Origin of the sequence: Actinomadura miaoliensis (assembly GCF_039536785.1) — a bacterium.
Classification (GTDB): Bacteria; Actinomycetota; Actinomycetes; order Streptosporangiales; family Streptosporangiaceae; genus Spirillospora; species Spirillospora miaoliensis.
Window position 1 is genome coordinate 20,566 of the sequence record NZ_BAAAZG010000017.1, and the last position, 21,347, is coordinate 41,912.

Below are 21,347 nucleotides of genomic sequence, written 5' to 3' on the forward strand. Positions count from 1 at the left end.
GCGTGACGGCGCGTGCGGAACCGATCGCCCGGCGGCCTCGTCCGTTACGTTGATCAACCGCAGTTTCGCGTCTCCCGAGGGGGTTCCCGTCTTGACCGAGGTGTCCCGCAGCGCCTCCCCACCCGACGCCGATGAGCTCGACGCCGAGACCGTCGTCGCGTTGGTGAACGGATCGCACGACCTGGCGGCGGCCGGCCGCATGGACGAGGCCGTCCGCGACCTGCGCCGGGCCGTGCCCGCCGCGCGGCGGCTGTTCGACCGCGACCCGGTGCGGTACCGCAGCGTGCTGGTCGTCGCACTGCGCAACCTGGAGGGGCGGCTGGCGGCGTCCGGACGGGCCGACGAGACCGTGCCGCTGCTCAAGGAGATCGTCGCGGCCACCACCGGCTACCGCGACGAGGAACTGGCCAACGGCACCCGGGATTCGCTGCACGGCCACCGCATCGGAGCGTTGACGCGGCTGGCGCGGAGGCTGCGCGCCGCCGGCGACCTCGACGGCGCCATCGCCGCCGCGACCTCGGCCCGCGACGAGTCGCCCGAGCCCGCCGACCCGCCCGCGCCGGACGACGCCGGGAAGGCCGAGCCGCTGGTGGCGTGCGAGCTGCTGCTGGGCCAGCTCCTCGAGGAGGCCGGGCGCGTCGACGAGAGCATCCGGGTGGGGGAGAGCGCCGTCGCGCACGCCCGGCTGCTCGCCGACACCGTCCAGCTCGGCGACGCCGCCCTGGACCTGGGCCTGCGGCTGCTCGTCCAGGACCGCCTGGACGACGCGGCCGGGCGGCTGAGGCAGGCCGTCGAGGTCTACCGCGACCACGCCGACGACCCCGGCCGTCCCGACGCCCGCGCCAACCTGGCCGTCGCCGCCAACCGGCTGGGCGTCGCCCTGTCGATGCTGGAACGCGACGGCGAGGCCGTGCCGTACTTCGAGGAGGCGGTCCGGCAGCACCGTCGCCGCGACCCGGCCGACCCCGAGGTCCGCGACGAGCTGGCGGGCTCGCTGCGCGACCTGGCCGTGTGCCTGATCCAGGTCGACCGGGACGCCGAGGCGGTGGCCGCGCTCGCCGAGTCCGCCGATCTGTACCGTCCGCCGGCCCGGGACGGCTCGGCCTTCCACCGCCGGCGGCTCACCGAGGTGCTGAACCGGCTGTGGCGCGGGCTGGCCATCCTCGACCGTGAGGAGGAGTCGGCGAGCGTCAGGGCCGAGTGGTCCGCCCTGGCCGAGGTCAGTCCGTCACCGTGAGACGGGCCAGCGCCAGCCCGGCGAAGGCGTCGGCGGTGACCCCGCGGGTGCGCTCCGACCACACCAGGTGATCGTGCCCGTACCACAGCGGGATCGCCGGCATGTCGCGCAGCAGCGACGACTCGGCCAGCCGCGCCGGGACCACGCTCTCGTCCGGTGCGGCGGCGCGTTCGGCCTGCTCGATGAGGTCGGACGCGTCGCCGCCGGGGTGCGGCAGCGCGGCCAGGGCGGCGGCGGGGGCGGGGTAGTCCGCGGCCGAGTGCAGCACGAAGGGGCCGTCGACCTTCCGGTCGGCGATGGCCTCGCGGAGTTCGGCGGCGGGCACCGCCCTGGGGCGCGCGTCCAGCTTCAGCGTCGAACGCCACTGGTCGGCGACCGCCTTCACCCACGCGTCGTCACCGGCGCCCGCCTCGTACCAGATCGGCACGGGCCCGTCCAGACCGCCGGCGTCGGCGAGCGCCGCGGACGCGGCGGCCCCGTCGTGCACGCACACCCGGCACTGGCCCTCGCGGCGGCCCAGCGCGATGCCCGGCGGGACGAGGGCGTTGGCGGGGCTGGCCTGATGCCCGAGCGGCCCCTCCGTCACCGCGCGCCGGTCCACCGCCATCGACAGCGCGTGCCGCACGGTCGGACCGGCGAACCGCTTCTCCCACTCGGGGATCACCAGGTACGTCATGGCCCGGCCGGGCACCACCAGGTGATGACGGCGGAAGTCGGTGTCCATCGACCCGTGCCGGTCCGGCGGGACGGCGGTGGCCACGTCCAGGTCACCGGCCTGGACGGCGCGGTACTGGGCCGCGGCGTCCGGCATCGCCCGCACCACGACCGTGCGGCCGCGGCCGTCCCGCGGTTCCAGCACCGTTTCGCGGGCGTCGTGGGAGCGTACGCGGAACGGGCCGTTCCCCACGGGCGCGCGCCCGTAGGAGGCCCAGTCGCGGGACCGGAGCACGGCGTCGGGCATCGGCAGGAACGCCGGGTCGGCCAGCAGCGCGGGGAAGCCGGCCAGCGGACGGTCGAGCGTCACCTCGAACGTGCGCTCGTCGCGCACCTTCAGCCCGTCGACGTCGTCGTCGCGGCCGCCCGCGCCCTTCACCCGGGCCACGTCGGTGAACAGGCGGGCGCCGTGCCAGCCCTCGCGCAGCGTGGCGCGCCAGGCGTCGACGAACGACCGCGCCGTCACCAGGGAGCCGTCGTGGAACCGCCCGCCGGGACGCAGCCGTACGGTCCAGACCCGCCGGTCCGGGCTGGTGATCGACTCGGCGGCGGCGTCGACCGGCGTGCCGCCCCGCCCGTCGTGGGCGGTCAGCCCGGTCCACACCGCACCGGCGATCATGCGGCCGGCGGGGTCGTGGACGTCGCCGGGCACCAGCGTGGCGGGCGGCGCCGCGCCCACCGAGATCCGCGGGTCGGCCGGGTCGCTCCACGCCCGCATGGCCACCACCGGCGCGACCAGCATCGCCACCGCGCCGGTCACCAGCGCGGCCGTGCGCGTGACGCTCCTCACCCGCCCCTCCTCGGGGCCTTTCCAGAGCTCAACCGGTCCCTTCCGACGGCGGTGGCGGACGACGCGGGTGAGCGTACGGCACCGTCCCCTGGCGCGGGAAGGGCACGCGGCCGTCATGGGCCGTCCGAAAACGGCCGGGGGCATGGGCCGGATTACCGGTGTCCACCTGCCGGGCGATCATCTGATCACCAACCGGGCCGGGTTTTTTGTGACTACTCGCCGATTGAGCGCGGCGATCTACGCGTCCACACTTGCCTAGGCCCCTCATCCCCTCGGCGTGGAGGCGCGATGCGTACCCGACCCCAGCGACAGTCCAGGCGTGTCCTCGTCGGCACCGCCGCGGCGGCGGCCTCCGCGCTCGCCATGGCCGGCACGGCGTGGGCCTGCCCGCCCGAGCCCGGCAACCAGCGGACCACCGTGTCGCAGGCCCAGGGCGAGGGACGCGACCTCGGCGCGCACGCCGGCCACGGCAGTGGACCGGTCGGCAAGACGTCCTCCCAGGTGTCCGATGCGATCAAGGGCGCGCAGCGGGTCGGCAACGTGCCCGACGCCAAGGAGGCCACGTCCCTGGTCTTCATGGACTACGGCTCGGGCCCGCGCAAGCGCACGATCATGTACGTGAGCGGCCGGTTCGGGCTCAAGGCCTACGACGTCAGCGCCGACCCGCGCAGCCCCAAGCTGGTCGGGAAGTTCGACCTGCCCGGCTTCTGGCAGGGCGAGGACACCGAGGCCGACCACAAGCGCAAGATCATCTACCTGTCCCGGGACCCGCGGGCCTTCGGCGGCACCACCGACACCGGCGAGTCCGGCGTCTACGTCATCGACGTGGCCAAGCCCGAGAACCCGCGGCAGATCGCCTACCAGGTGATCCCCGCCGGGCACACCACCTCGTGCATCAACGACTGCCAGTACCTGTGGTCGGGCGGCCCCGCCAAGGCGAACTGGATGCCCGCCGACTGGGGCGGCCGCCCGGTGTGGGTGACGGACGTGCGCAACCCGCGCAAGCCCAAGGTCTTCAAGGACCCCATCGACACCGGCCGCAACGACGGCAAGACCGACTACACCCACGACATCCAGGTCGACTCGGCCGGGGTCGCCTGGGCGTCCGGCCGGGGCGGCGTGCGCGGCTACTACACGAGCGGACGGCACTGGGACCCGGTGAAGAAGCGCCACCGCACGGCCACCGCCTGGGATCCGGTGCCGTACGCGGGCGGCGGCCTGGACGAGGCCACCACCAACTCCTCGTTCATGCACAACAGCTTCCGGGCCGTGGGCAGCACCCGTGACCAGGGGCCCGACCCCCGCAAGTGGGGCGAAGGGCAGGTGCTCGTCGTCACCGAGGAGACCTTCAACGACGGCTGCGCCAACGACGGGCTGCTCGTCATCGCGTCGCTGAAGGGCTCGTACGGGGGCCAGGGCTGGCGGTCCACGCCCGCCAACCCGTTCCGGCTGCAGACCCTCGGCACCTGGGGCGTGGCGGGCCAGGAGGGCAGCCGTCCCGACACCGACGACTGCTCGGCCCACTACTTCGACGTCAAGAACGGCGTGCTGGCCCAGGCGTTCTACTCGCAGGGCACCCGGTTCATCGACGTGCGCGACCCCACCAACCCGCGCCAGATCGCCTACTACCGGCCCGACGACGCCCGCGCATGGGCGGCCTACTACCACGGCGACTACGTGTACGTGGCCGACCACGCCCGCGGCATCGACATCCTGAAGACCACCTTCCGCTGAGGCGGCACGCGCGGCGGGTCCAGGAAACCCCAAAGCCCTCCGAAGTCACATCCCCTGAACCCCCCATCTGGAGGAATCCCCCCGTGACGCATCTGCGTGCCCGCACCGGAACCGTCGGCCTGGCCGCACTCGCGATGGCAGCCGGAGCACTGGTGGCCCCGGCCCACGCCACGACGATCACCGCCGCCCCGCAGGCCGCCGCCGCGCCCCAGGCGCAGAAGGGCGGCGTCCGGCTGCACAGCAACGCCGAGCTGGCGCGCACCCTCAAGCAGATCGAGCGCGCCTCCCACGGGCGGGTCACCGTCCGCAGCGTCGGCAAGTCCAACGAGGGCCGTCCCATCTGGTTCGCCACGCTCGGCTCCGGACCCAGGCGCGTGATGTACGTGACGCAGCAGCACGGCGACGAGCCCCTGGGCACCGAGTCGGCCCTGGCCGCGCTGCGCACCCTGGGCCAGTCCGACAGCCGCGCCGCCCGCGCCGTCCGCTCGAAGATCACGCTGGGCATCGTGGTGCGCGCCAACCCCGACGGCCACGAGCACCAGTGGCGCTACAACTACGACCCCGACGCCGACCCCGAGTACGGCGAGCCCGGCAAGGGCTACGACATCAACCGCTACCACGACCCGGCCGTCGCGCCCGGCGACAACCCGGCGACCGAGGCCGCGGTGATCCAGCGGACCTACGCCGCGTTCCGCCCGTCGATCGTCGTCGACTACCACATGCAGGGCCGCTACGCCTTCCCGCCGCCGGACGGCCGCGAGATCACCACGTCGATCCTGTGGCCGAACCACCCGTCGGTGTCCGCCGCCGCGCTGCGCCGCTCCAAGCAGGTCGGCGTGGCGGTGCACGACGCGTTCACCCGCGCGGGCGCCGTGGTGTCGCAGTACCCGGGCGGCACCTACCAGGGCATCGCGCGCAACGCCTACGGTCTGCTCGGCAGCGCCTCCCTGCTGGTCGAGCTGAGCGCCCTGCCGCCCGAGCGCGAGCACTTCCAGGTCCGCACGGCCTACCGGTCGATGGTCGAGCTGGCCGAGGCCGCCGCGTCCGGCGCCCTGGACCGCCTCGACCCGGCCGCCGCCGACAGGATCCCGCCGCGGGGCCCGTCGCTCCCCGGCGGCGCCTCGGCGGCCCGGGACCGCGGCACCCACTGATCCCTTCTCCTCCCCCCAACGCCCCGTCCCGCCCTCGGCGGGACGGGGCGTCCCGCTATCCGGACGATCGGCACGGCGCCCCGGCGGCGTCCCGGCCGCGGCTCAGAGCCCGGAGTCGGCGGGCCCGGAGTCGGCGTCGCGGGGGGCGCGCCGACGGGCGCGGAAGGCGGCGACGTTGGTGCGGTTGGCGCAGTTCTCCGAGCAGAACCGGCGCCGCCCGGCGCGTGAGGTGTCGGCGTAGACGCGGTCGCAGCCGGGCGCGGCGCACACGCCCGTGCGGCTCAGGCCGTGCTCGACCACCAGCTCCGACAGGTTCATCAGCGTCGTCGCGCGGAAGCGGTGCGGCAGGCGCGCCGACGGCGGCGCGTAGTGGATGTGCAGGCCGTGCGGGTCGTGGTCGGCCAGGTGGGGGTGCATGGGCACCTCCGCCATCAGCTCGTTGAGCAGCGCCACGGCCTGCTCCAGTTCGGTGGCCTCGAAGAACGGCCGCAGCGCCCGCCCCCAGCGGCGGAACGGCTCGGCGTCGCGCGACTCGAACTGGTGCCAGAAGAAACCGTTCTCGCGCAGCACCGCCCGCAGCGCGTCCTCGCCGTCATCGCCGTCCCGTGAGGTGACCGCGTTCACCAGGGCCACGGCGGCCGCGACCCCGTGGCTCTTGTATCCCGTGATCCGCATCGTTGCCCCGGCTCCCACTCCCATGTCATGCTGTAAACGACATATTAGTTATAACCCTTACGGACGTCCGGTGGGAACGCCGGAGACACAGACGGACGGGAGCGTCGTGGACGAGTGCCCGCGCTGCGGCTGGCCGGAAAGCGAGATCTACCAGGTGCTGTCGCGGCACCTGACCTCCGAGGGAGTGGTCGCCTACACCCGCTGCGCCTGCGGTGAGGTGCAGGTCCGCGTGCAGCCGTATGCGGCCGGACGGGTGGTCACGGCCTCGTGCGGTCCCTCCCGCACCGACCCCGCTCCACCCGGCTTGTGAGCCCGGCGCGCCGGAGCTGACGCCGCGAAATCCGGAAAACGTTTGCTGGAGGGGGTTGTCGGCGTCGCCTCGGTGACGGATCATGCAGTCAGCCGAGGAAGTCGGGGGCGCGTCCGCCTGGAGATCCGTATGGCCGGCCCCACCCCCGCCCCCGACGCTCGCTCCGCCACCCGCCCGCTCGGCGTCAGCCGGCCCGACCTCCCGATCACCGACCTGCCCACCCCCGAAGAGGTCTTCGGGGTGCGCCGCATCGGCCCCCGCGAGCTGTTCCGCCACGCGCTCGGGCCGAGCCTCATCGCGCTCGGCATCTCGATCGGCAGCGGCGAGTGGCTGCTCGGCCCGCAGGCGGTCGGCCAGTTCGGCTTCGAGGGCGTCGGCTGGGTCATCGTCGTGTCGGCGGTGCTGCAGACCCTCTACAACATCGAGTGCTCCCGGTACGTGATGGCGACCGGTGAGGCGCCGGTGGTCGGCTGGGGCCGCGTCCCGCCCGGCTGGTTCCTGTGGGTGCCGCTGTCGGTCCTGGTGGTGATCTTCGCGTTCATCGCGGGCGGCTGGGCCGCGTCCGCCGGGCAGGGCATGTACGCGCTGGTGCACGGGGAGGTGCCGGGGGAGGGCGCCGAGGAGCCGCGGCTGTGGGCGATCGCGCTGCTGGTCGTCGTCTTCCTGATCGCCGCCGGGGCACGGCGCGTGTCGCGCGCGCTGGAGCTGGCCAACTGGCTGATGGTCGGGACGATCCTGCTCGGCCTGCTGATCCTGTGCCTGTTCGTGGTGCCCTTCGGGCTGTGGTGGGACGGCCTCAAGGGCTTCGTCACCCCGGCCGCGCCGCCCGACGGCATCACCGCCACCCAGATCGGCGGGCTGGCCGGGTTCACCGCGCTGGCGTCCGGGCTGAACTGGTACGTCATGGGGCACTACCGCGACAAGGGCTACGGCATGGGCCACCGCGCCGGGTTCATCGCCGGGATGCGCGGCGAACGCGTCAAGCTCCTGCCCAGCGGCGTGACCTTCCCCGACGACGAGAAGAACACCGCGCTGTGGCGCCGCTGGTACCGGCTGCTGCTGGCGGACATGTGGGGCGTGTTCTTCGTCGGTGCGATGCTCGGCATGCTGCTGCCGACGATCCTGATGGCCCGCGCCGTCGAGCTGACCGGCACCCGGCCCACGCAGGCCGACATGCCCACGTTCGTCGCCTCCGCCCTCGACGCCGAGTACGGGCGGTGGCTGTTCTACCTGGCGCTGCTGCTGGGCGTGCTGGTGCTGTTCAGCACCCAGCTGGGGATCTTCGAGGGGATGGTGCGGGCGGCGACCGACGCCGCGCACGCCACCAGCCCCCGCCTGCGCGCGCTCCTGGAGGGCGACCCGCGCCGCCTGTACTACCCGTTCATGCTGGTGCTGCTGGTGGTCATCGCGGTCGTCCTGCACCTCGCGCTGCCGGTCAGCCTGGTGCAGTGGTCGGCCAACATGTCCAACCTGGGCGCGCTGATCTACCCGTTCATGCTGATGTACCTGAACTCCCGGTTGCCGCGGGCGGCGCGGCCCCGGCCGTGGCACCACGCGATCCTGGTGCTGAACTTCCTGTTCTTCGGGTTCTTCTTCGTCAACTTCGTGGCCGACTTCGTGGGCGACCCGCTCGTCACGTTCTAGGCGGGACGGCGCGCCGGGTCAGTGCCGCCAGCGGGTCGCGGCGGCGATCTCCTCCGGGGAGGCCCCGTCCAGCAGGTCGATCTCGCCGCGCCGTACGGCGGCGACGGTGTCGATCACGGCCTCGCCCAGCGCGTCGCGCAGCACCGGATCGGCCTCGAACGCCCGCACCGCCGCGCCGAGCGAGGTGGGCAGCCGGACGATGCCGCGTCCGGCCAGGTCCGCCGGCTCCAGGGAGGCCGGGTCGACGTCGACCGGGGCGGGCAGCACGGCCTCCGCGCCGATCCCGGCACGGCCCGCGGCCAGCAGCGCCGCCAGCGCCAGATAGGGGTTGGCGGCGGCGTCGAAGCACTTGATCTCCAGGTTGGCCGCCTGCGTCCGCTCGTCGTCCGGCCCGGTGACGAACCGCAGCGCCGCCTCGCGGTTCTCCAGGCCCCAGCAGGCGTAGGCGCCCGCCCAGTGCGACGGGATCAGGCGCAGGTAGCTGGCCACCGACGGCGCGCCGACCGCCAGCAGCGCGGGCAGCCGCTCCAGGATGCCCGCCGCGAACGACTCCGCGGCGGCCGTCATCCCGAACGGGCCGTCGCCGCCGGTCATGGCGTTCACCGGCCCCGCGCCGTCCGCGGGCTCCGGCGCGCCGTCCCGCCACAGGCTCAGGTGGACGTGCTGGCCGTTGCCGACCGCGTCCGCCTCCACCTTCGGGGAGAACGAGGCCGCCAGCCCGTGCCGCAACGTCACCGCCCGGATCGTCTCGCGCACCAGCACGGCGGTGTCGGCCGCGCCCACCGGGTCCTCGGGCGCCACGGACAGCTCGTACTGCCCGGCCGAGTACTCGGGGTGGATCTGCACCACCGTCACGCCGGTGGCGGCCAGCGACGTGAGCACGTCGCGCAGGTAGTCGGGCAGCTCGCTGATCCGCGTCATGCCGTAGGCGGGACCGTGGCAGGCCGGGACGAAACCGTCGTCGTCGCCGTCGCCCTCGGACACCACCCACTCGATCTCGAACGCCGCGCGCACCGACCAGCCGCCCGCGGCCAGCCGGGCGGTCTCGCGGCGCAGCAGCGCCCGGGCGTCCAGCGGGTGCACGGTGCCGTCCTGGGCGTACCGGTCGGCGGGGGCCCACGCCCAGCCCGGCAGCGCCGCCAGCGGCGTCAGGCGGTCGAGGTCGGGATGCAGCCGCAGGTCGCCGACCGGCCCGCCGGCGTACCGGCCGGTGGTGATCGAGTCGTCCAGCAGGAAGGCGTCGAACACGGGCGACATGCCGACGCCCCACTCGGCCGCGTGCCCGAGACGCGCCGTCGGCACCGCCTTGGTGCGGGTGATGCCGCTCGTGTCGACCCACGTCAGCGCCACCGCCACCACGTCCTGGTCGCCCAGGGCCCGGGCCGCCGCGGCGGCGCGCCTGCCGAGCCGGTCGCGTGCCGCGCGGTCCAGCGGCGGCCACGCGTCATCCAGGACTGCTACCACGACGGCCCCCTGGTCGCAGATCGCATCGGGTGCGAAGGCTGTTCCTACGGGCATCGTAGAAGTCGGGTCGATCCGAGGCCACGACCATGCGTCGATTGGGGGACGCCGTGTTAGAGGAGAAGATCGAGACGCTGCCGCTGGTGGACCACCACTGCCACGGCGTCGTCCGCGGCGACCTCGGCCGCGCCGCGTTCGAGTCGCTGCTGACCGAGGCCGGCGAGGCCGGGGAGCTGGGCGGCAGCCTGTTCCACTCGCGGATCGGATTCGCGGTGCGGCGCTGGTGCGCGCCGGTGCTCGACCTGCCCGTCCACGCCGACCCGGAGGACTACCTCGCGCGCCGGGCCGAACTGGGCGCAGCCGAGGTGAACCGCCGGTTCCTGCGGGCGGCGGGCCTGGAGGCGCTGTGCGTGGACACCGGCTACATCCCCGACTCGCTGCTGGAGCCCGCCGAACTGGGCGGCCTGGCCGACGCGCCCGCGCACGAGATCCTGCGGCTGGAGACGCTGGCCGAGGAGGTCGTCGCCGACGGTGTGGGCGCCTCGGCGTTCGCCGGGGAGGTGCGCACCCGGCTGGAGGCCCGCGCGCCGCGGGTGGCCGGGTTCAAGTCGATCGCCGCCTACCGGGCCGGGCTGGAGCTGTCGGGGAAGCGGCCGTCGGGCGAGGAGGTGACGAAGGCGGCCGGGCGCCTGCTCCGGGACACCGAGCGCGGCCTGGCCGGATGCGACGCCCCGCCGCGCATCCAGGACGAGGTGCTGCACCGCTTCCTGGTGTGGTGCGCGTGCGACATCGGGCTGCCGATCCAGTTCCACGTCGGCTACGGCGACGCCGAGGCCGACCTGCGCCGCGGTGACCCGCTGCTGCTCACCGGCCTGCTCCAGGAGCTGTCCCGCAAGAACGTCCCGGTCATGCTGCTGCACAACTACCCGTTCCACCGCAACGCCGGCTACCTGGCGCAGGTGTTCCCCAACGTCTTCGTCGACGTCAGCCTGGGCACCCACAACCTCGGTGACCGGGCGCCCGTCATCCTCGCCGAGCTGATGGAACTGGCGCCGTTCGGCAAGGTGCTGTTCGCCTCCGACGCCTACGGCCTGCCCGAGCTGTTCCACCTGGGGGCGCTGCAGTTCCGCCGCGGCCTGGGGCGCGTCCTCGCCGAGGGCGTGGCCGAGGGCTCCTGGACGGAGCGCGACGCCGCGCGCGTCGCCGAGATGATCGCGTCGGGCAACGCCCGCCGTGCCTACCGGCTCGACGAACGCTTCTGATCCGTGGCGGCTGCGCCGTTCGAGGCGGCCTGGCCGTCCAGCGCCCGGCGCACCTCGTCCGGGACGGGCACGGGCCGGTGCGTCCCCGGCCGGATGCTGATCATCACGAACTCCGCCTCGCCGATCGGACGGCCGTCCATGGACAGGCTCACCGCGATGTCGAACGACGTCCGCCCCCACCGCGTCACGCGCGGTCGCAGCTCGATCACGTCGTGCACGCGCGCCGGAGCCGACCACTCCATCGCCGCCTTCTTGACCATGTACTCGAACCGGTCGAGGTATCCGGCGTCGAGCGAGTGCCGGAACCACTGGTCGAGGGCGTCGTCGAGGTAGACGAAGTAGTTGGCGTTGAACACCACGCCCTGCATGTCGCACTCGCTGTACCGCACCCTGATCCGGTGCGTGAAGCCCGTCGCCGGGTGCCGATCGTCCGTCACGGAACGACTGTATCTCCGTCTTGTCTGGATTTGATCATGTTTGGCGGGTGTGTGGAGGGTATTCGGCGAAAGATGTGGATGTTGAGGCCGCCGGGGGTGTATCGCCCGCAGGCGGACACGGCCCTGCTCACCGAGGCCCTGCGGCAGGCGACCGTGCCGCGCGGCGCCCGAGTGCTGGACCTGTGCACCGGCACCGGCGCGGTCGCGGTGGCGGCGGCGCGCGAGACGGCGGGGGCGGTCGTCGCGGTGGACCTGTCCGTCCGGGCTGTGCTGGCCACCCGGGTCAACGCGCGCCTTCGGGGAGCGCGCGTGCGCGTGCACCGCGGTGACCTCCTCGCGCCCGTCGCGGGCGAACTGTTCGACGTCATCCTGGCCAACCCCCCGTACGTTCCGTCGGGGCGGTTCCCGCCGCCGCGGCACGGACGGTCCCGCTGCTGGGACGCGGGCCCCGACGGGCGTGCGCTGCTCGACCGGATCTGCGACCAGGCGCCCAGGCACCTGGCGCCGGGCGGGACGCTGCTGGTCGCCCAGTCGTCGGTCTGCGGGGTGGACGACACGCTGCGCGCCCTGCGGGCCGCCGGGCTGAAGACGTCGGTGGCGGCGCGCCGGCGCGAGCCGTTCGGACCGGTCATGCGGTCCCGGACGGCCGACCTGCTGGCCCGGGGCGCGATCCGGCCCGGGCAGGACGACGAGGAACTGGTGGTGATCCGTGCCGACCACACCCGGCCCCGCGGATGAGGCGGCCGCGCCGCGTCGCCGCGTCCTGGCCGAACGCGGCGGGCCCATCCTGGTCGAGGGCCCGATCGAGGTGGTGCTGCCCGACGGGACCTCGGTCACCTCGGACCGCTTCATGGTCGCGTTGTGCGCCTGCGGCGCCAGCGGCCGCTACCCGTTCTGCGACACCAGCCACCGCCGGTGCCGCAGGTCCCGCGACCGGCGCGGTACCGGCTCCTGACGCGGCGTCAGTCCCGTGACGCCGCGAGCCGGGGGGAGGGCAGCGGGTGCCGCAGGGAGCTGCGGCCCGCCCGCCAGCACGCCAGCACGTGCTCGCCGAACCGGTCCTCCAGCAGTTCGGTGGCCTGCGCGCCGAACACCACGTCGGCGGCCAGCTCCGGCTCGTGGGCGAGCAGGTCCCTCACGACCTCGTGCCGCAGCACCTGCTCGTGGACGGCGTCGGCCTCGATGTGCTCGGTGTAGAAGCGGGTGCACCGCGGGCCCGCCCCGAGCCGCCGCAGGGCCCGCGCCATCCGCCGCGCCGTGGGCGGCGTGGTGATCTCGGCGGCGGCGAAGTGCCCGACCATCGCGCCGCGCAGCCCCCGGTGCAGCCCGAACAGCGACATCATCGACACGATCGCCAGCATCGGCGCCGGGACGAGATCCAGGTAGCGGCCGTAGCGGGAGTCCAGGCCGAGATCGTCCATCAGGTCGGCGAACAGCGTGGCGTGCACCGCCTCGGCCCGGCCGCCGCCGAACTCGTCGAACTCCACCGCGACCAGGGACGCCTTGGCCCGCCCCCGCAGCCGCGGGATCACCCAGGCGTGCGGGTCGGCCTCCTTGAGGTGGTAGGCCGAGCGGTGCGCCACGAACTCGCGCAGCTGCCACCGCTCCCCGTGGTCGCGCAGGTGGTGCGAGACGCCGTAGGCGTCCGCCGGCTCCTCCAGCAGCGCGCTCAGCGTCCCCTCGACGTCGTCGCCGCCGGGCGTGTCGGCGCGCAGCGCGTCGAGGAAGACGCGCTCCATCCCGCCCCGCAGCCGCAGCAGGTCCGGTGACCACTCCCAGGCCGTGTCCACCCCTCCGAACCCGCGGTAGTGCAGCTCGTAGCAGGTGTAGAGGGCGAGCTGCAGATCCTCCCCGTACGGGTCGGCGGACCGGCGCAGGACGGGATGGGCGGCCGCGAGCAGCGGCGGGGCGGGTTCGGACGCCGGTCGGCGCAGCGCCGTCACCACGGCCTCCGACAGCGGCCCGCGCGGCTCGGGCAGCGGCGGGGCCGGCTCACGGGTGGTCGGGGGGAAGGTGGAACCGGTCGGGGTCAGGGTCATGCTCTCTCCCGTCGCCTTGGGACCTTCGCGCACCGGTACCCGTTCAGGACGGGCCCATGCTTCGCGTCGGTCCGGCCTGCCGCTCGGCCTGCCGGCGTCCCGCCGCCTGCCGCACCAGCAGGTCCAGCACGGCCCGGGGGCCGCCGCGCGCGTCGGCGTGCCGCTGCCGCTCGGCGCCCGTCCCGTCCCGCAGCACCCCCGCCAGCAGCGCGCGGACCTCGGCCAGGTCTCCGGTGTCCTCCAGTGCGGGCGTGACGTGATCGATCAGCTCGGCGGCCAGCTCGGCGGCGGGCACGCGGCGTTCCCGCAGCGGGTGCACCCCGGGGCCGGTCATGCCGTACCGGGCGGCCGACCACAGCGCCACCGCGCACACCTCCTGCGACACGCGCGGCGCCTCCCGCCCCGCCGCCAGGTCGGCCAGCGCCGTGCGCACCAGCGCCCGCGACAGCCCCGCCTGCAACGTGGCGTCCTCGACGGTGCCCGCGGCGTCCGCCCCGCGCAGCTCCACGGTCGGCAGCCGGGGCGAGGGGCGGGCCAGCCAGAACGTCATGGCCGTGTCCACCATCGCCCCGCAGTCGACCAGCCGGGCCAGCTCGCGCTCGTACGCGGCGACCGATCCGAACCACGGCGGCACCCCCGAGCAGGGGAACCGGCCCATCTTCTCGGTCACCCGGCAGCTGGCGAACCCGCGGTCGCGGCCCCGGTCGATCGGCGAGTTGACCGCCAGCGCCACCAGCGTCGGCAGCCAGGGACGCAGGTGGTTGACCACCGCGAGCGCGGTCTCCCGGTCCGGGACGCCGACGTGGACGTGGCAGCCGCACACCTCGTAGTCGGCGAACACGCCGCCGCCCATCTCGGCGATCCGCTGGAACCGCTCGCCGGGGGAGAACGCGAACGCCGGCGCGGGGGCGGCGGCGATCGCCGTCCCCGTCGACACCAGGCGCGCGTCCTCCGCGCGGGCCGCGTCGGCCAGCAGGGCCCGGGACTCGCGCAGCTGGCGGCGCACCTCGTCCAGCCGGGTGCACACCCCGGTGGCGGCCTCCACCTGCGTCCTCAGCAGCTCCGCCTGGAGTCTGGTGTCGGGGGCGGGCAGGGGAGCGGCACGCGCGCGTGCCAGCACCGGCTCGGCGCGCGCGACCGTCGCTCCGGTCACCGGGTCCACCAGGAGGAACTCCTCCTCGACCCCCATGGACAGCCCTGCGTCCGACATGTCCACCCCCCTGTTGACCAGCCGTTCCTACCCGTTTTGTCGGCCCGTTCCCCATGGCGGGAGCCGTCGGACGCGCGGGCGGCGGCCGACCGGGGCGGGACGCGGACGGAAGGTCAGCCGTCGCCCCCGTCCTCGCCGGAGGCGTGCAGCAGCAGCTCCCGGACGGCCTGCTCGGTCCTGCCCTGCGTGGCCAGCTCCCCGAACCCGGCGTCCCGGCCGAGCTCGGGCAGGGCGTGGGCGATGGTCTCGCCGCGCTCGTACCGCTCGATGATCCGCGGGTCGATGTAGGAGGCGCGCGCCACGGCCGGGGTGTTGCCCAGATAGTCGGCGACCTCCTGCACGACCCGGCGGACCGCCTTGGCGCGGGCCGTCGGGGAGGAGTCCGAGGTCCGCGCCGACACCGCCAGGCCCACCGCCGCCAGCACGGTCGCGTGCCAGGTGCGGAAGTCCTTGGCGGTGAAGTCGCCCCCCGAGATCTCCCGCAGGTAGTCGTTGATGTCCTCCGCCCGCACGTTGCGCCACCCGCCGTCACCGTCGCGGTAGGCCAGCAGCTCCTCGCCCCCGCCGGTGCGGCGCTTGAGGCCGCGCACGACCGCGCAGACGCTCTCCTCGGCCACCGCCTGCTCGCGCTCCTTGGCGCCCTTGGCCGTGTACTCGAAGATCACCTCGCCGTGGCGGCACTGCACGTGCTCCCGCGTGATCGTGGCCAGGCCGTAGGTGCCGTTCTCGTCGGCGTACTCCCGGCCGCCGGACCGGAAGAACCCCAGGTCGATCAGCCGGACCGCGGCGGCCAGCACGCGTTCGCGGGAGAACCCCCGGCCGGTCAGGTGCTCGGCCGTGATCTCGCGGACGCGCGGCAGCGCGGCGGCGAACTCCAGGACCCGGTCGTGCTTGTCGGCGTCCCGCCGCCTGCGCCACTCGTCGTGGTAGCGGTACTGCAGGCGGCCCGCCGAGTCGCGGCCCACCGCCTGGATGTGGCCGTCCGGCGTCGGACATATCCATACCTGCGTCCACGCCGGGGGGATGGTCAGGTTCTTGATCCGCGTGAGCTGCTCGGGGTCCCGCAGGGGCGTGCCGTCCGGTCTCAGGTAGCGGAACCCGCGTCCGCACCGGCGGCGCCGGAACCCCGGTTCAGCCGGATCACTGCGTCGCAGCGTCGACACTTCCGCGATCATCGCCTCTCGCCCGGGGATCGTTCGGGCGACGGTCTACCCGGCGCCGGAACGGTCATTCCGCCGGGGCCCCGGGATGTCGGTAGAGTGCGAGGCGCCCGGCCTCCGGCACGGCTCATTCCCCGTCTATCGCGGGAGCACTGCATTCACCCGCCGGAGGCCGGGCGCCCGCCCTCTTCACCGGCCACTCCCGCAGGCAGGCCGCCGACTTCTGCCCGGCCACGGGCGGCGGTGAATCTTCGCCGGCGGGCCGGGTAGCGCAGCGTGCATGGAATTCGGATACACGCTGCTCTGCGAACAAACGCCGCCCAAACAGCTCGTCGAGGACCTGGTGGGGGCCGAGGCCGCCGGATTCGACTACTCGGTCATCTCCGACCACTACTTCCCGTGGATCGAGGAGCTGGGGCACTCGGCCTACGTCTGGTCCGTGCTCGGGGCGCTGGCGCAGGCCACCGAGCGGATCCCGCTGATGACGTACGTCACCTGCCCCATCGTGCGCTACCACCCGGCCGTGGTGGCGCAGAAGGCCGCCACCGTGGGGGTGCTGTCGGACGGGCGGTTCACCCTCGGCCTGGGCGCGGGCGAGAAGCTCAACGAGCACGTGGTCGGCCGCGACTGGCCGCCGGTGGACGTGCGGCACGAGATGCTCGCCGAGGCCGTGGAGATCATCCGCCGGCTGTTCGGCGGCGGGTACGTCAACCACCGCGGACGGCACTTCACGGTCGAGTCCGCCAGGCTCTACGACCTGCCCGAGCAGCCCGTCCCCATCGGCGTGGCCGCATCCGGGCCGCGTTCGGGCGGGCTGGCGGCCGAGCGGGGCGACATGCTCGTCACCGACCGGCTCATGCCGGAGGTCGTCAAGGTGTTCCGGGACGGCGGAGGCGCGGGCAAGCCGGTGCACGGGCAGCTCCCGGTGTCGTTCGGGAGCGACCCCGACGAGGCGCTGCGGCACGCGCACCGGCTGTGGAAATGGGGCCTTTCCGGATGGAAAGTAATGTCCGAACTGCCCGGTCCGGTCAATTTCGAGGCGGCGTCCCAGAATGTTCGGGCCGAGGACGTCGCCGCGGCGGTGCCGTGCGGCGACGATGTGGAGGAGTATGTCCGGCGGGTGGCGCAATGGGCCGATGCCGGATACACCCATCTCGCGTTCTGTCAGATCGGCGCCGAACGGCAGAAGGACTTCCGCGACTGGGCGCGGGCCGAGCTGCTGCCCACCCTGCGTGCGCGATTCTCCTGATCAACTAAAGCCGGGGCCAATCTTCATTCGGGAGTAGTCGCAGGTACTGGCGTGTTCCCGTGTCCCTGTCGCAGGATCGTCCAGACAGGTGGGTGCGATTCGGTTCAACGGTGGAGGGGCGCGGTAGTGAACGCTTCCATGGCAGATGTGGCGGTGGTGGGCGCCGGCCCCTATGGGCTTTCCGTGGCGGCGCACGCCGCCGCCCTCGGATTGGACGTCGTCGTGTTCGGCGAGCCCATGGGGACCTGGGCGCGGAACATGCCGCGGGGAATGCTGCTGAAATCCGAACCGCAGAATTCCGGCCTGGCCGCTCCGGGGAACTCCCACAGTTTCGTGGCGTTCTGTGAGATCAACAGCCTGCCGTGCGCGCGGAGCCTGCCGATTCCGGTGGAACGTTTCGTCGACTACGGCCGGTGGTTCCAGCGGCAGGCCGTGCCGCACCTGGATCCGTCGATGGTGACCGCGGTGCGGACCGCCGGCGGCGGGTTCGTGCTGGAGTTGGCCAACGGCGACCAGGCGCGGGCGCGGGCGGTCGTGCTCGCGGTGGGCGTCGTGCCGTTCGCCCGCCGCCCCGAGCCGCTCGCCGCCTTCCCCTCCACGCTGGCCAGCCACACCATCGACCACCACGACCTCAGCGGTTTCACCGGACGGGACGTGACCGTCGTCGGCGCGGGCCAGGCCGCCCTGGAGACCGCGGTGCTGCTGGACGAGGCCGGCGCCCGGGTGCGGCTGGTCGCCCGCGCCGAGCGGCTGCGCTGGAACGGCGTTCCCGTGCCGCGCCGCCCGCTGCGGGACCGGGTCCTCGCCCCCGAGTCGGGTCTCGGATCGGGCTGGCGGACCTGGGTGTACGCGAACATGCCGCACACGGTGCGGCGCCTGCCGGGCTCCACCCGCCGGCACATCGCCCGCACCGCGCTGGGACCGGCCGGCGCCTGGTGGCTGCGCGACCGGTTCGTCGACCGCGTGCCCACGCTGCTGGGCTACCGGATCACCGACGCCGCCGCCGACGGCGACCGGGTCCGGCTGTCGCTCACCGACGCCGACGAACGGCCCCACCAGATCGACACCGACCACGTCGTCTGCGGCACCGGCTTCGTGGTCGACCTGCGCCGCCTGCCCCTGCTGGACCCGGTCCTGGCCGACGGGCTGCGGCGGGACGGCCTGGCGCCCTGGCTGTCGCCGCACTTCGAGACGTCCATGCCGGGCCTGTACGCGGTCGGGCTGATGGCCAAGCAGACGTTCGGGCCGGGCATGCAGTTCGTCCAGGGCACCGCGTTCGCCGCACGCAGGGTCGCCGCCCACCTGGCGCGGACGCTCCCGCGCAGGTCGGTGGCAGTGCCCGCCGAGGCGGTCAGGGCGGGCGCCGCCGCCCGGTGACGCGCCCCCCGGGTGTCGGGACCGGCTGCCTGGGTACGAGCAGGCGGATCACGCCGTCACCGGGGGAGGATCGCGATGCCGCACTACTCGTGGTACCCGGAGGACGATCCGCGTCACCACACCGGCAGGCTGCACGACATGCTCACCGCCGTCATCCGGCACGCCCGGGAGGATCTCGGCAAGGTCGATGACCCGAGGGCGCAGGCGCTCCTGGAGACCACCGCCGAGGTGTGCACCGGCCTGAAAACGGCCTTCGAGCACTACGAACGCCAGGAGCCCGCCTGGCGCGAGCACGACTGAACCGGCACCCGCGTCCGTCCGTCCGCACGCGTCCGTCCGCGTGCGGACACATGGTCGTCACCCCCTTGACACATGCCCGAAACAGTGCCAATTTGATCGCTCACACGGCGGTTTGAACGATCAAATCGCCCGGTGCCCGACGAACCAATGGGGGTGACGGGACCCATGCGCGATCGCAGCGGCGTGACCATCTCCGAGGTCGCCGCGGCCGCCGGGGTCTCGCGCCAGACCGTGTCGAACGTGCTGAACGCGCCGGACCGGGTCGCCCCCGCCACCGCCGAACGGGTCCGCCGGGCGATCGACGAGCTGGGCTACCTGCCCAACCGGGCCGCGCGCAACCTGCGCGAGCGCACCAGCCGCTGCATCGGCTTCAAGATCGCTCCGCCGAGCGGGCTGAACAACCTGCTGGACCGGTTCCTGCACGCGCTGGCCGAGTCGGCCGGCGGTGTCGGCTACCACCTGCTGCTGTTCAGCGCGTCCACGGTGGACGAGGAGCTGGCCGCCTACGCCGAGCTGATCGGCACCGGCACCGTCGACGGGTTCGTGCTGGCCGACATCGACACCGCCGACGAGCGGCTGGACTGGTGCGCCGAACGCGGCATCCCCTGCGTCAGCTTCGGCCGTCCGACCGTCCCCGGGCCGTGCTCGTGGGTGGACGTCGACGGCGGCGACGGGCTGGCGCAGTCGGTCGACCACCTGGTCGCCCGCGGCCACCACCGCATCGCCTACCTGGGCTGGCCCGAGGGCCCGCGGGTCGGTGACGAACGGCGCGCCGGATGGCGGGCGGCCATGCGCCGGCACGGCCTGGCCACCGAGGGGCTGTCGGGCGCCAGCGCCGAGGACCCCGCCGAGGTCGCGGCGGTGGCGCGGCGGCTGGTGCGGCAGCCGGACCCGCCCACGGCGTTCGCCTGCGGCAGCGACACCTTCGCCGTCGCGGCCCGCCAGGCGGTCGGCGCCGACTCCGCCGGGCGCCCCCGCGTGGAGGTCGTCGGCTACGACGACTCCCCGTCGGCGGCGCTGATGACCCCGCCGCTGTCGAGCGTGCGCCAGCCGCTCGACCAGGTGGCGTACCACGTCGTCGACCTGCTGGTCCGGCAGTTCCGCGCACCCGGCGGCCCGCCGGAGGGGGTGATGTTGCGTCCGGAACTGGTGGCCCGGGAGCGGCCCGGCCAAAACCCCCGCTAGCCCGTGCCGCGCGTCCCGGAACCCGGCGGGACGCGGCGGGGCGACGGGGGCGACTGACGCGCAGAACCCCCGAGAGAAGGGAACGATCGTGGCAACCCCTCTGAGGAAGACCCTCCGCTGCGTGATCGCGGCGGGAACCGTGGCGGCGCTGACGGCGGCCTGCGGCGGCGGCGACTCCGGCTCCGGCTCGGACGCGGCGTCCGGCGAGCTGACCGGACGCGGCCCGATCACGCTGGTCCAGGGCAAGGACACCTCCGGCAACGTCCAGAAGCAGGTCGACGCCTGGAACGCCCAGCACCCCAACGAGCAGGTGCGGCTGGTCGAGCTGCCCGAGGAGGCCGACGCCCAGCGCCAGCAGATGGTGCAGAACGCCCAGGCCAAGTCCGACGCCTACACCGTGCTCAACCTCGACGTGGTGTGGACCGCCGAGTTCGCGGCCAACCGCTGGATCGCGCCGCTGCCCCAGGACCAGTTCAACCTGTCGCAGTTCCTGCCGCCGACCGTCCGCACCGGCCAGTACCGGGGCCGCCTGTACGCCGCGCCGTGGAAGACCGACGCCGGGCTGCTCTACTACCGCACCGACCTGGTGAAGAAGGCCGGCGCGTCCGGGCCGCCCAAGACCTGGGACGAGATGAAGCAGATCTGCGACAAGGTCGCCAAGGACGGCGTCTCCTGCTACGGCGGCCAGTTCGAGAAGTACGAGGGCCTGACCGTCAACTTCTCCGAGGCCGTGCACAGCGCCGGCGGCGCCGTCGTCGACGACCAGGGCAAGCCCAACGTCAACACCCCGCAGGCCAAGCAGGGCCTGGAGTTCCTGGTGCAGGGCTTCAAGAGCGGGTTCATCCCCAAGCAGGCCATCACCTACAAGGAGGAGGAGGCGCGCCGCGCCTTCGAGAAGGGCGGCCTGGTGTTCCTGCGCCAGTGGCCCTACCAGTACGCCCTGTCCACCAAGTCCGACGTCAAGGACAAGTTCGACGTGGCGCCGCTGCCCGGGCCGAACGGCCCCGGCGCGCCCACGCTCGGCGGCCACAACCTGGCCATCTCCGCGTTCGCCAAGAACAAGGCGACCGCCCTCGACTTCATCAAGTACCTCACCAGCGCCGAGCAGGAGCGCGCCAACATGCTCGCCAGCTCCGAGGCGCCCACCCTCGCCGCCCTCTACGAGGACGCCGAGCTGAAGAACAAGTACCCCTACCTCGGCGTGCTGAAGGAGTCCCTGCTCAAGGCCAAGCCCCGGCCCGAGGCGGTGCGCTACGGCGACGTCACCAAGGCGATCCAGGAGAACGCCTACGCCGCCCTCACCGGCGCCAAGTCCTCCGACCAGGCGCTGGCCGACATGCAGGCCCAGCTCGGAAAGCTGACCCAGCAGTAGCGGCGACTCCCCGCCGGGACGCCCGCGTCCCGGCGGGGAT

The 21,347-nt window shown here is 73.8% G+C and carries 20 protein-coding genes; 13 read left to right on the top strand and 7 right to left on the bottom strand.

Features of this window, described 5'->3' with window-relative positions:
• Nucleotides 1-100: 100 nt before the first annotated feature.
• On the top strand, nt 101-1,237 hold the full coding sequence (locus tag ABD811_RS14105; RefSeq protein WP_344946853.1) for a tetratricopeptide repeat protein: 1,137 nt from the start codon (nt 101-103) through the stop codon (nt 1,235-1,237).
• On the opposite strand, the gene ABD811_RS14110 is transcribed toward ABD811_RS14105, so the two are convergent.
• Nucleotides 1,221-2,741, bottom strand: coding sequence for a peptide ABC transporter substrate-binding protein (locus ABD811_RS14110; RefSeq protein WP_344946511.1), 1,521 nt, complete (start codon nt 2,739-2,741; stop codon nt 1,221-1,223). The two genes, ABD811_RS14105 and ABD811_RS14110, sit on opposite strands and share 17 nt — an antisense overlap.
• 288 nt (nt 2,742-3,029) lie before the next feature.
• Here ABD811_RS14110 and ABD811_RS14115 point away from each other — a divergent pair, with 288 nt between their 5' ends.
• Nucleotides 3,030-4,475, top strand: a complete 1,446-nt coding sequence (locus ABD811_RS14115) for an LVIVD repeat-containing protein (protein ID WP_344946514.1) — start codon at nt 3,030-3,032, stop codon at nt 4,473-4,475.
• 83 nt (nt 4,476-4,558) lie between these two features.
• Complete coding sequence (locus tag ABD811_RS14120) at nt 4,559-5,626, top strand: M14 family zinc carboxypeptidase (RefSeq protein WP_344946517.1); 1,068 nt, start codon at nt 4,559-4,561, stop codon at nt 5,624-5,626.
• Between the two features lie 102 nt (nt 5,627-5,728).
• On the opposite strand, the gene ABD811_RS14125 is transcribed toward ABD811_RS14120, so the two are convergent.
• Complete coding sequence (locus tag ABD811_RS14125; RefSeq protein WP_344946520.1) at nt 5,729-6,301, bottom strand: CGNR zinc finger domain-containing protein; 573 nt, start codon at nt 6,299-6,301, stop codon at nt 5,729-5,731.
• A gap of 106 nt (nt 6,302-6,407) precedes the next feature.
• Here ABD811_RS14125 and ABD811_RS14130 point away from each other — a divergent pair, with 106 nt between their 5' ends.
• Together ABD811_RS14130 and ABD811_RS14135 are read left to right on the top strand one after the other, a co-directional pair.
• Entirely contained in the window at nt 6,408-6,611 is a 204-nt protein-coding gene (locus ABD811_RS14130) for a hypothetical protein (protein WP_344946523.1), read from the top strand.
• 129 nt (nt 6,612-6,740) lie between these two features.
• Entirely contained in the window at nt 6,741-8,255 is a 1,515-nt protein-coding gene (locus tag ABD811_RS14135) for an Nramp family divalent metal transporter (protein ID WP_344946526.1), read from the top strand.
• An 18-nt stretch (nt 8,256-8,273) separates the two neighbouring features.
• On the opposite strand, the gene ABD811_RS14140 is transcribed toward ABD811_RS14135, so the two are convergent.
• Entirely contained in the window at nt 8,274-9,719 is a 1,446-nt protein-coding gene (locus tag ABD811_RS14140; protein ID WP_344946529.1) for a type I glutamate--ammonia ligase, read from the bottom strand.
• An 86-nt stretch (nt 9,720-9,805) separates the two neighbouring features.
• Between ABD811_RS14140 and ABD811_RS14145 the strand changes: the two genes are divergently transcribed.
• Nucleotides 9,806-10,978 (top strand): amidohydrolase family protein, encoded by a 1,173-nt coding sequence (locus tag ABD811_RS14145; RefSeq protein ID WP_344946532.1) that lies wholly within the window; start codon nt 9,806-9,808, stop codon nt 10,976-10,978.
• Here ABD811_RS14145 and ABD811_RS14150 read toward each other — a convergent pair.
• Nucleotides 10,954-11,415: an acyl-CoA thioesterase gene (locus ABD811_RS14150; RefSeq protein ID WP_344946535.1), complete on the bottom strand. Its 462-nt coding sequence runs from the start codon at nt 11,413-11,415 to the stop codon at nt 10,954-10,956. The genes ABD811_RS14145 and ABD811_RS14150 overlap by 25 nt on opposite strands.
• A 72-nt stretch (nt 11,416-11,487) precedes the next feature.
• Between ABD811_RS14150 and ABD811_RS14155 the strand changes: the two genes are divergently transcribed.
• Both ABD811_RS14155 and ABD811_RS14160 read left to right on the top strand, forming a co-directional pair.
• A complete protein-coding gene (locus tag ABD811_RS14155; RefSeq protein WP_344946538.1) occupies nt 11,488-12,153 on the top strand; it encodes a HemK2/MTQ2 family protein methyltransferase in 666 nt (221 codons plus the stop codon).
• Nucleotides 12,125-12,370, top strand: a complete 246-nt coding sequence (locus ABD811_RS14160; protein ID WP_344946541.1) for a CDGSH iron-sulfur domain-containing protein — start codon at nt 12,125-12,127, stop codon at nt 12,368-12,370. The genes ABD811_RS14155 and ABD811_RS14160 overlap by 29 nt, the downstream gene beginning before the upstream one ends.
• 7 nt (nt 12,371-12,377) lie before the next feature.
• On the opposite strand, the gene ABD811_RS14165 is transcribed toward ABD811_RS14160, so the two are convergent.
• The 3 genes from ABD811_RS14165 to ABD811_RS14175 all read right to left on the bottom strand — a co-directional run bounded on the left by ABD811_RS14165 (nt 12,378) and on the right by ABD811_RS14175 (nt 15,827).
• On the bottom strand, nt 12,378-13,454 hold the full coding sequence (locus ABD811_RS14165; protein WP_344946544.1) for an iron-containing redox enzyme family protein: 1,077 nt from the start codon (nt 13,452-13,454) through the stop codon (nt 12,378-12,380).
• 43 nt (nt 13,455-13,497) lie between these two features.
• On the bottom strand, nt 13,498-14,664 hold the full coding sequence (locus ABD811_RS14170) for a carboxylate-amine ligase (protein ID WP_344946547.1): 1,167 nt from the start codon (nt 14,662-14,664) through the stop codon (nt 13,498-13,500).
• 113 nt (nt 14,665-14,777) lie between these two features.
• Entirely contained in the window at nt 14,778-15,827 is a 1,050-nt protein-coding gene (locus ABD811_RS14175) for a DNA topoisomerase IB (protein WP_344946550.1), read from the bottom strand.
• Nucleotides 15,828-16,104: 277 nt separating this feature from the next.
• On the opposite strand from ABD811_RS14175, the gene ABD811_RS14180 reads away from it, so the two are divergent.
• From ABD811_RS14180 to ABD811_RS14200, 5 genes are all read left to right on the top strand, one after another.
• Nucleotides 16,105-17,073: a TIGR03557 family F420-dependent LLM class oxidoreductase gene (locus ABD811_RS14180; RefSeq protein WP_344946553.1), complete on the top strand. Its 969-nt coding sequence runs from the start codon at nt 16,105-16,107 to the stop codon at nt 17,071-17,073.
• A gap of 138 nt (nt 17,074-17,211) precedes the next feature.
• The gene (locus ABD811_RS14185; RefSeq protein WP_344946555.1) at nt 17,212-18,450 is read left to right on the top strand and encodes an FAD-dependent oxidoreductase; all 1,239 of its coding nucleotides are present in this window, start codon (nt 17,212-17,214) and stop codon (nt 18,448-18,450) included.
• Between the two features lie 75 nt (nt 18,451-18,525).
• Nucleotides 18,526-18,750 (top strand): hypothetical protein, encoded by a 225-nt coding sequence (locus ABD811_RS14190; RefSeq protein WP_344946558.1) that lies wholly within the window; start codon nt 18,526-18,528, stop codon nt 18,748-18,750.
• Nucleotides 18,751-18,915: 165 nt separating this feature from the next.
• Complete coding sequence (locus ABD811_RS14195) at nt 18,916-19,935, top strand: LacI family DNA-binding transcriptional regulator (protein ID WP_344946561.1); 1,020 nt, start codon at nt 18,916-18,918, stop codon at nt 19,933-19,935.
• A gap of 88 nt (nt 19,936-20,023) precedes the next feature.
• Entirely contained in the window at nt 20,024-21,307 is a 1,284-nt protein-coding gene (locus ABD811_RS14200; protein WP_344946564.1) for an ABC transporter substrate-binding protein, read from the top strand.
• The last annotated feature ends 40 nt before the right edge of the window (nt 21,308-21,347 follow it).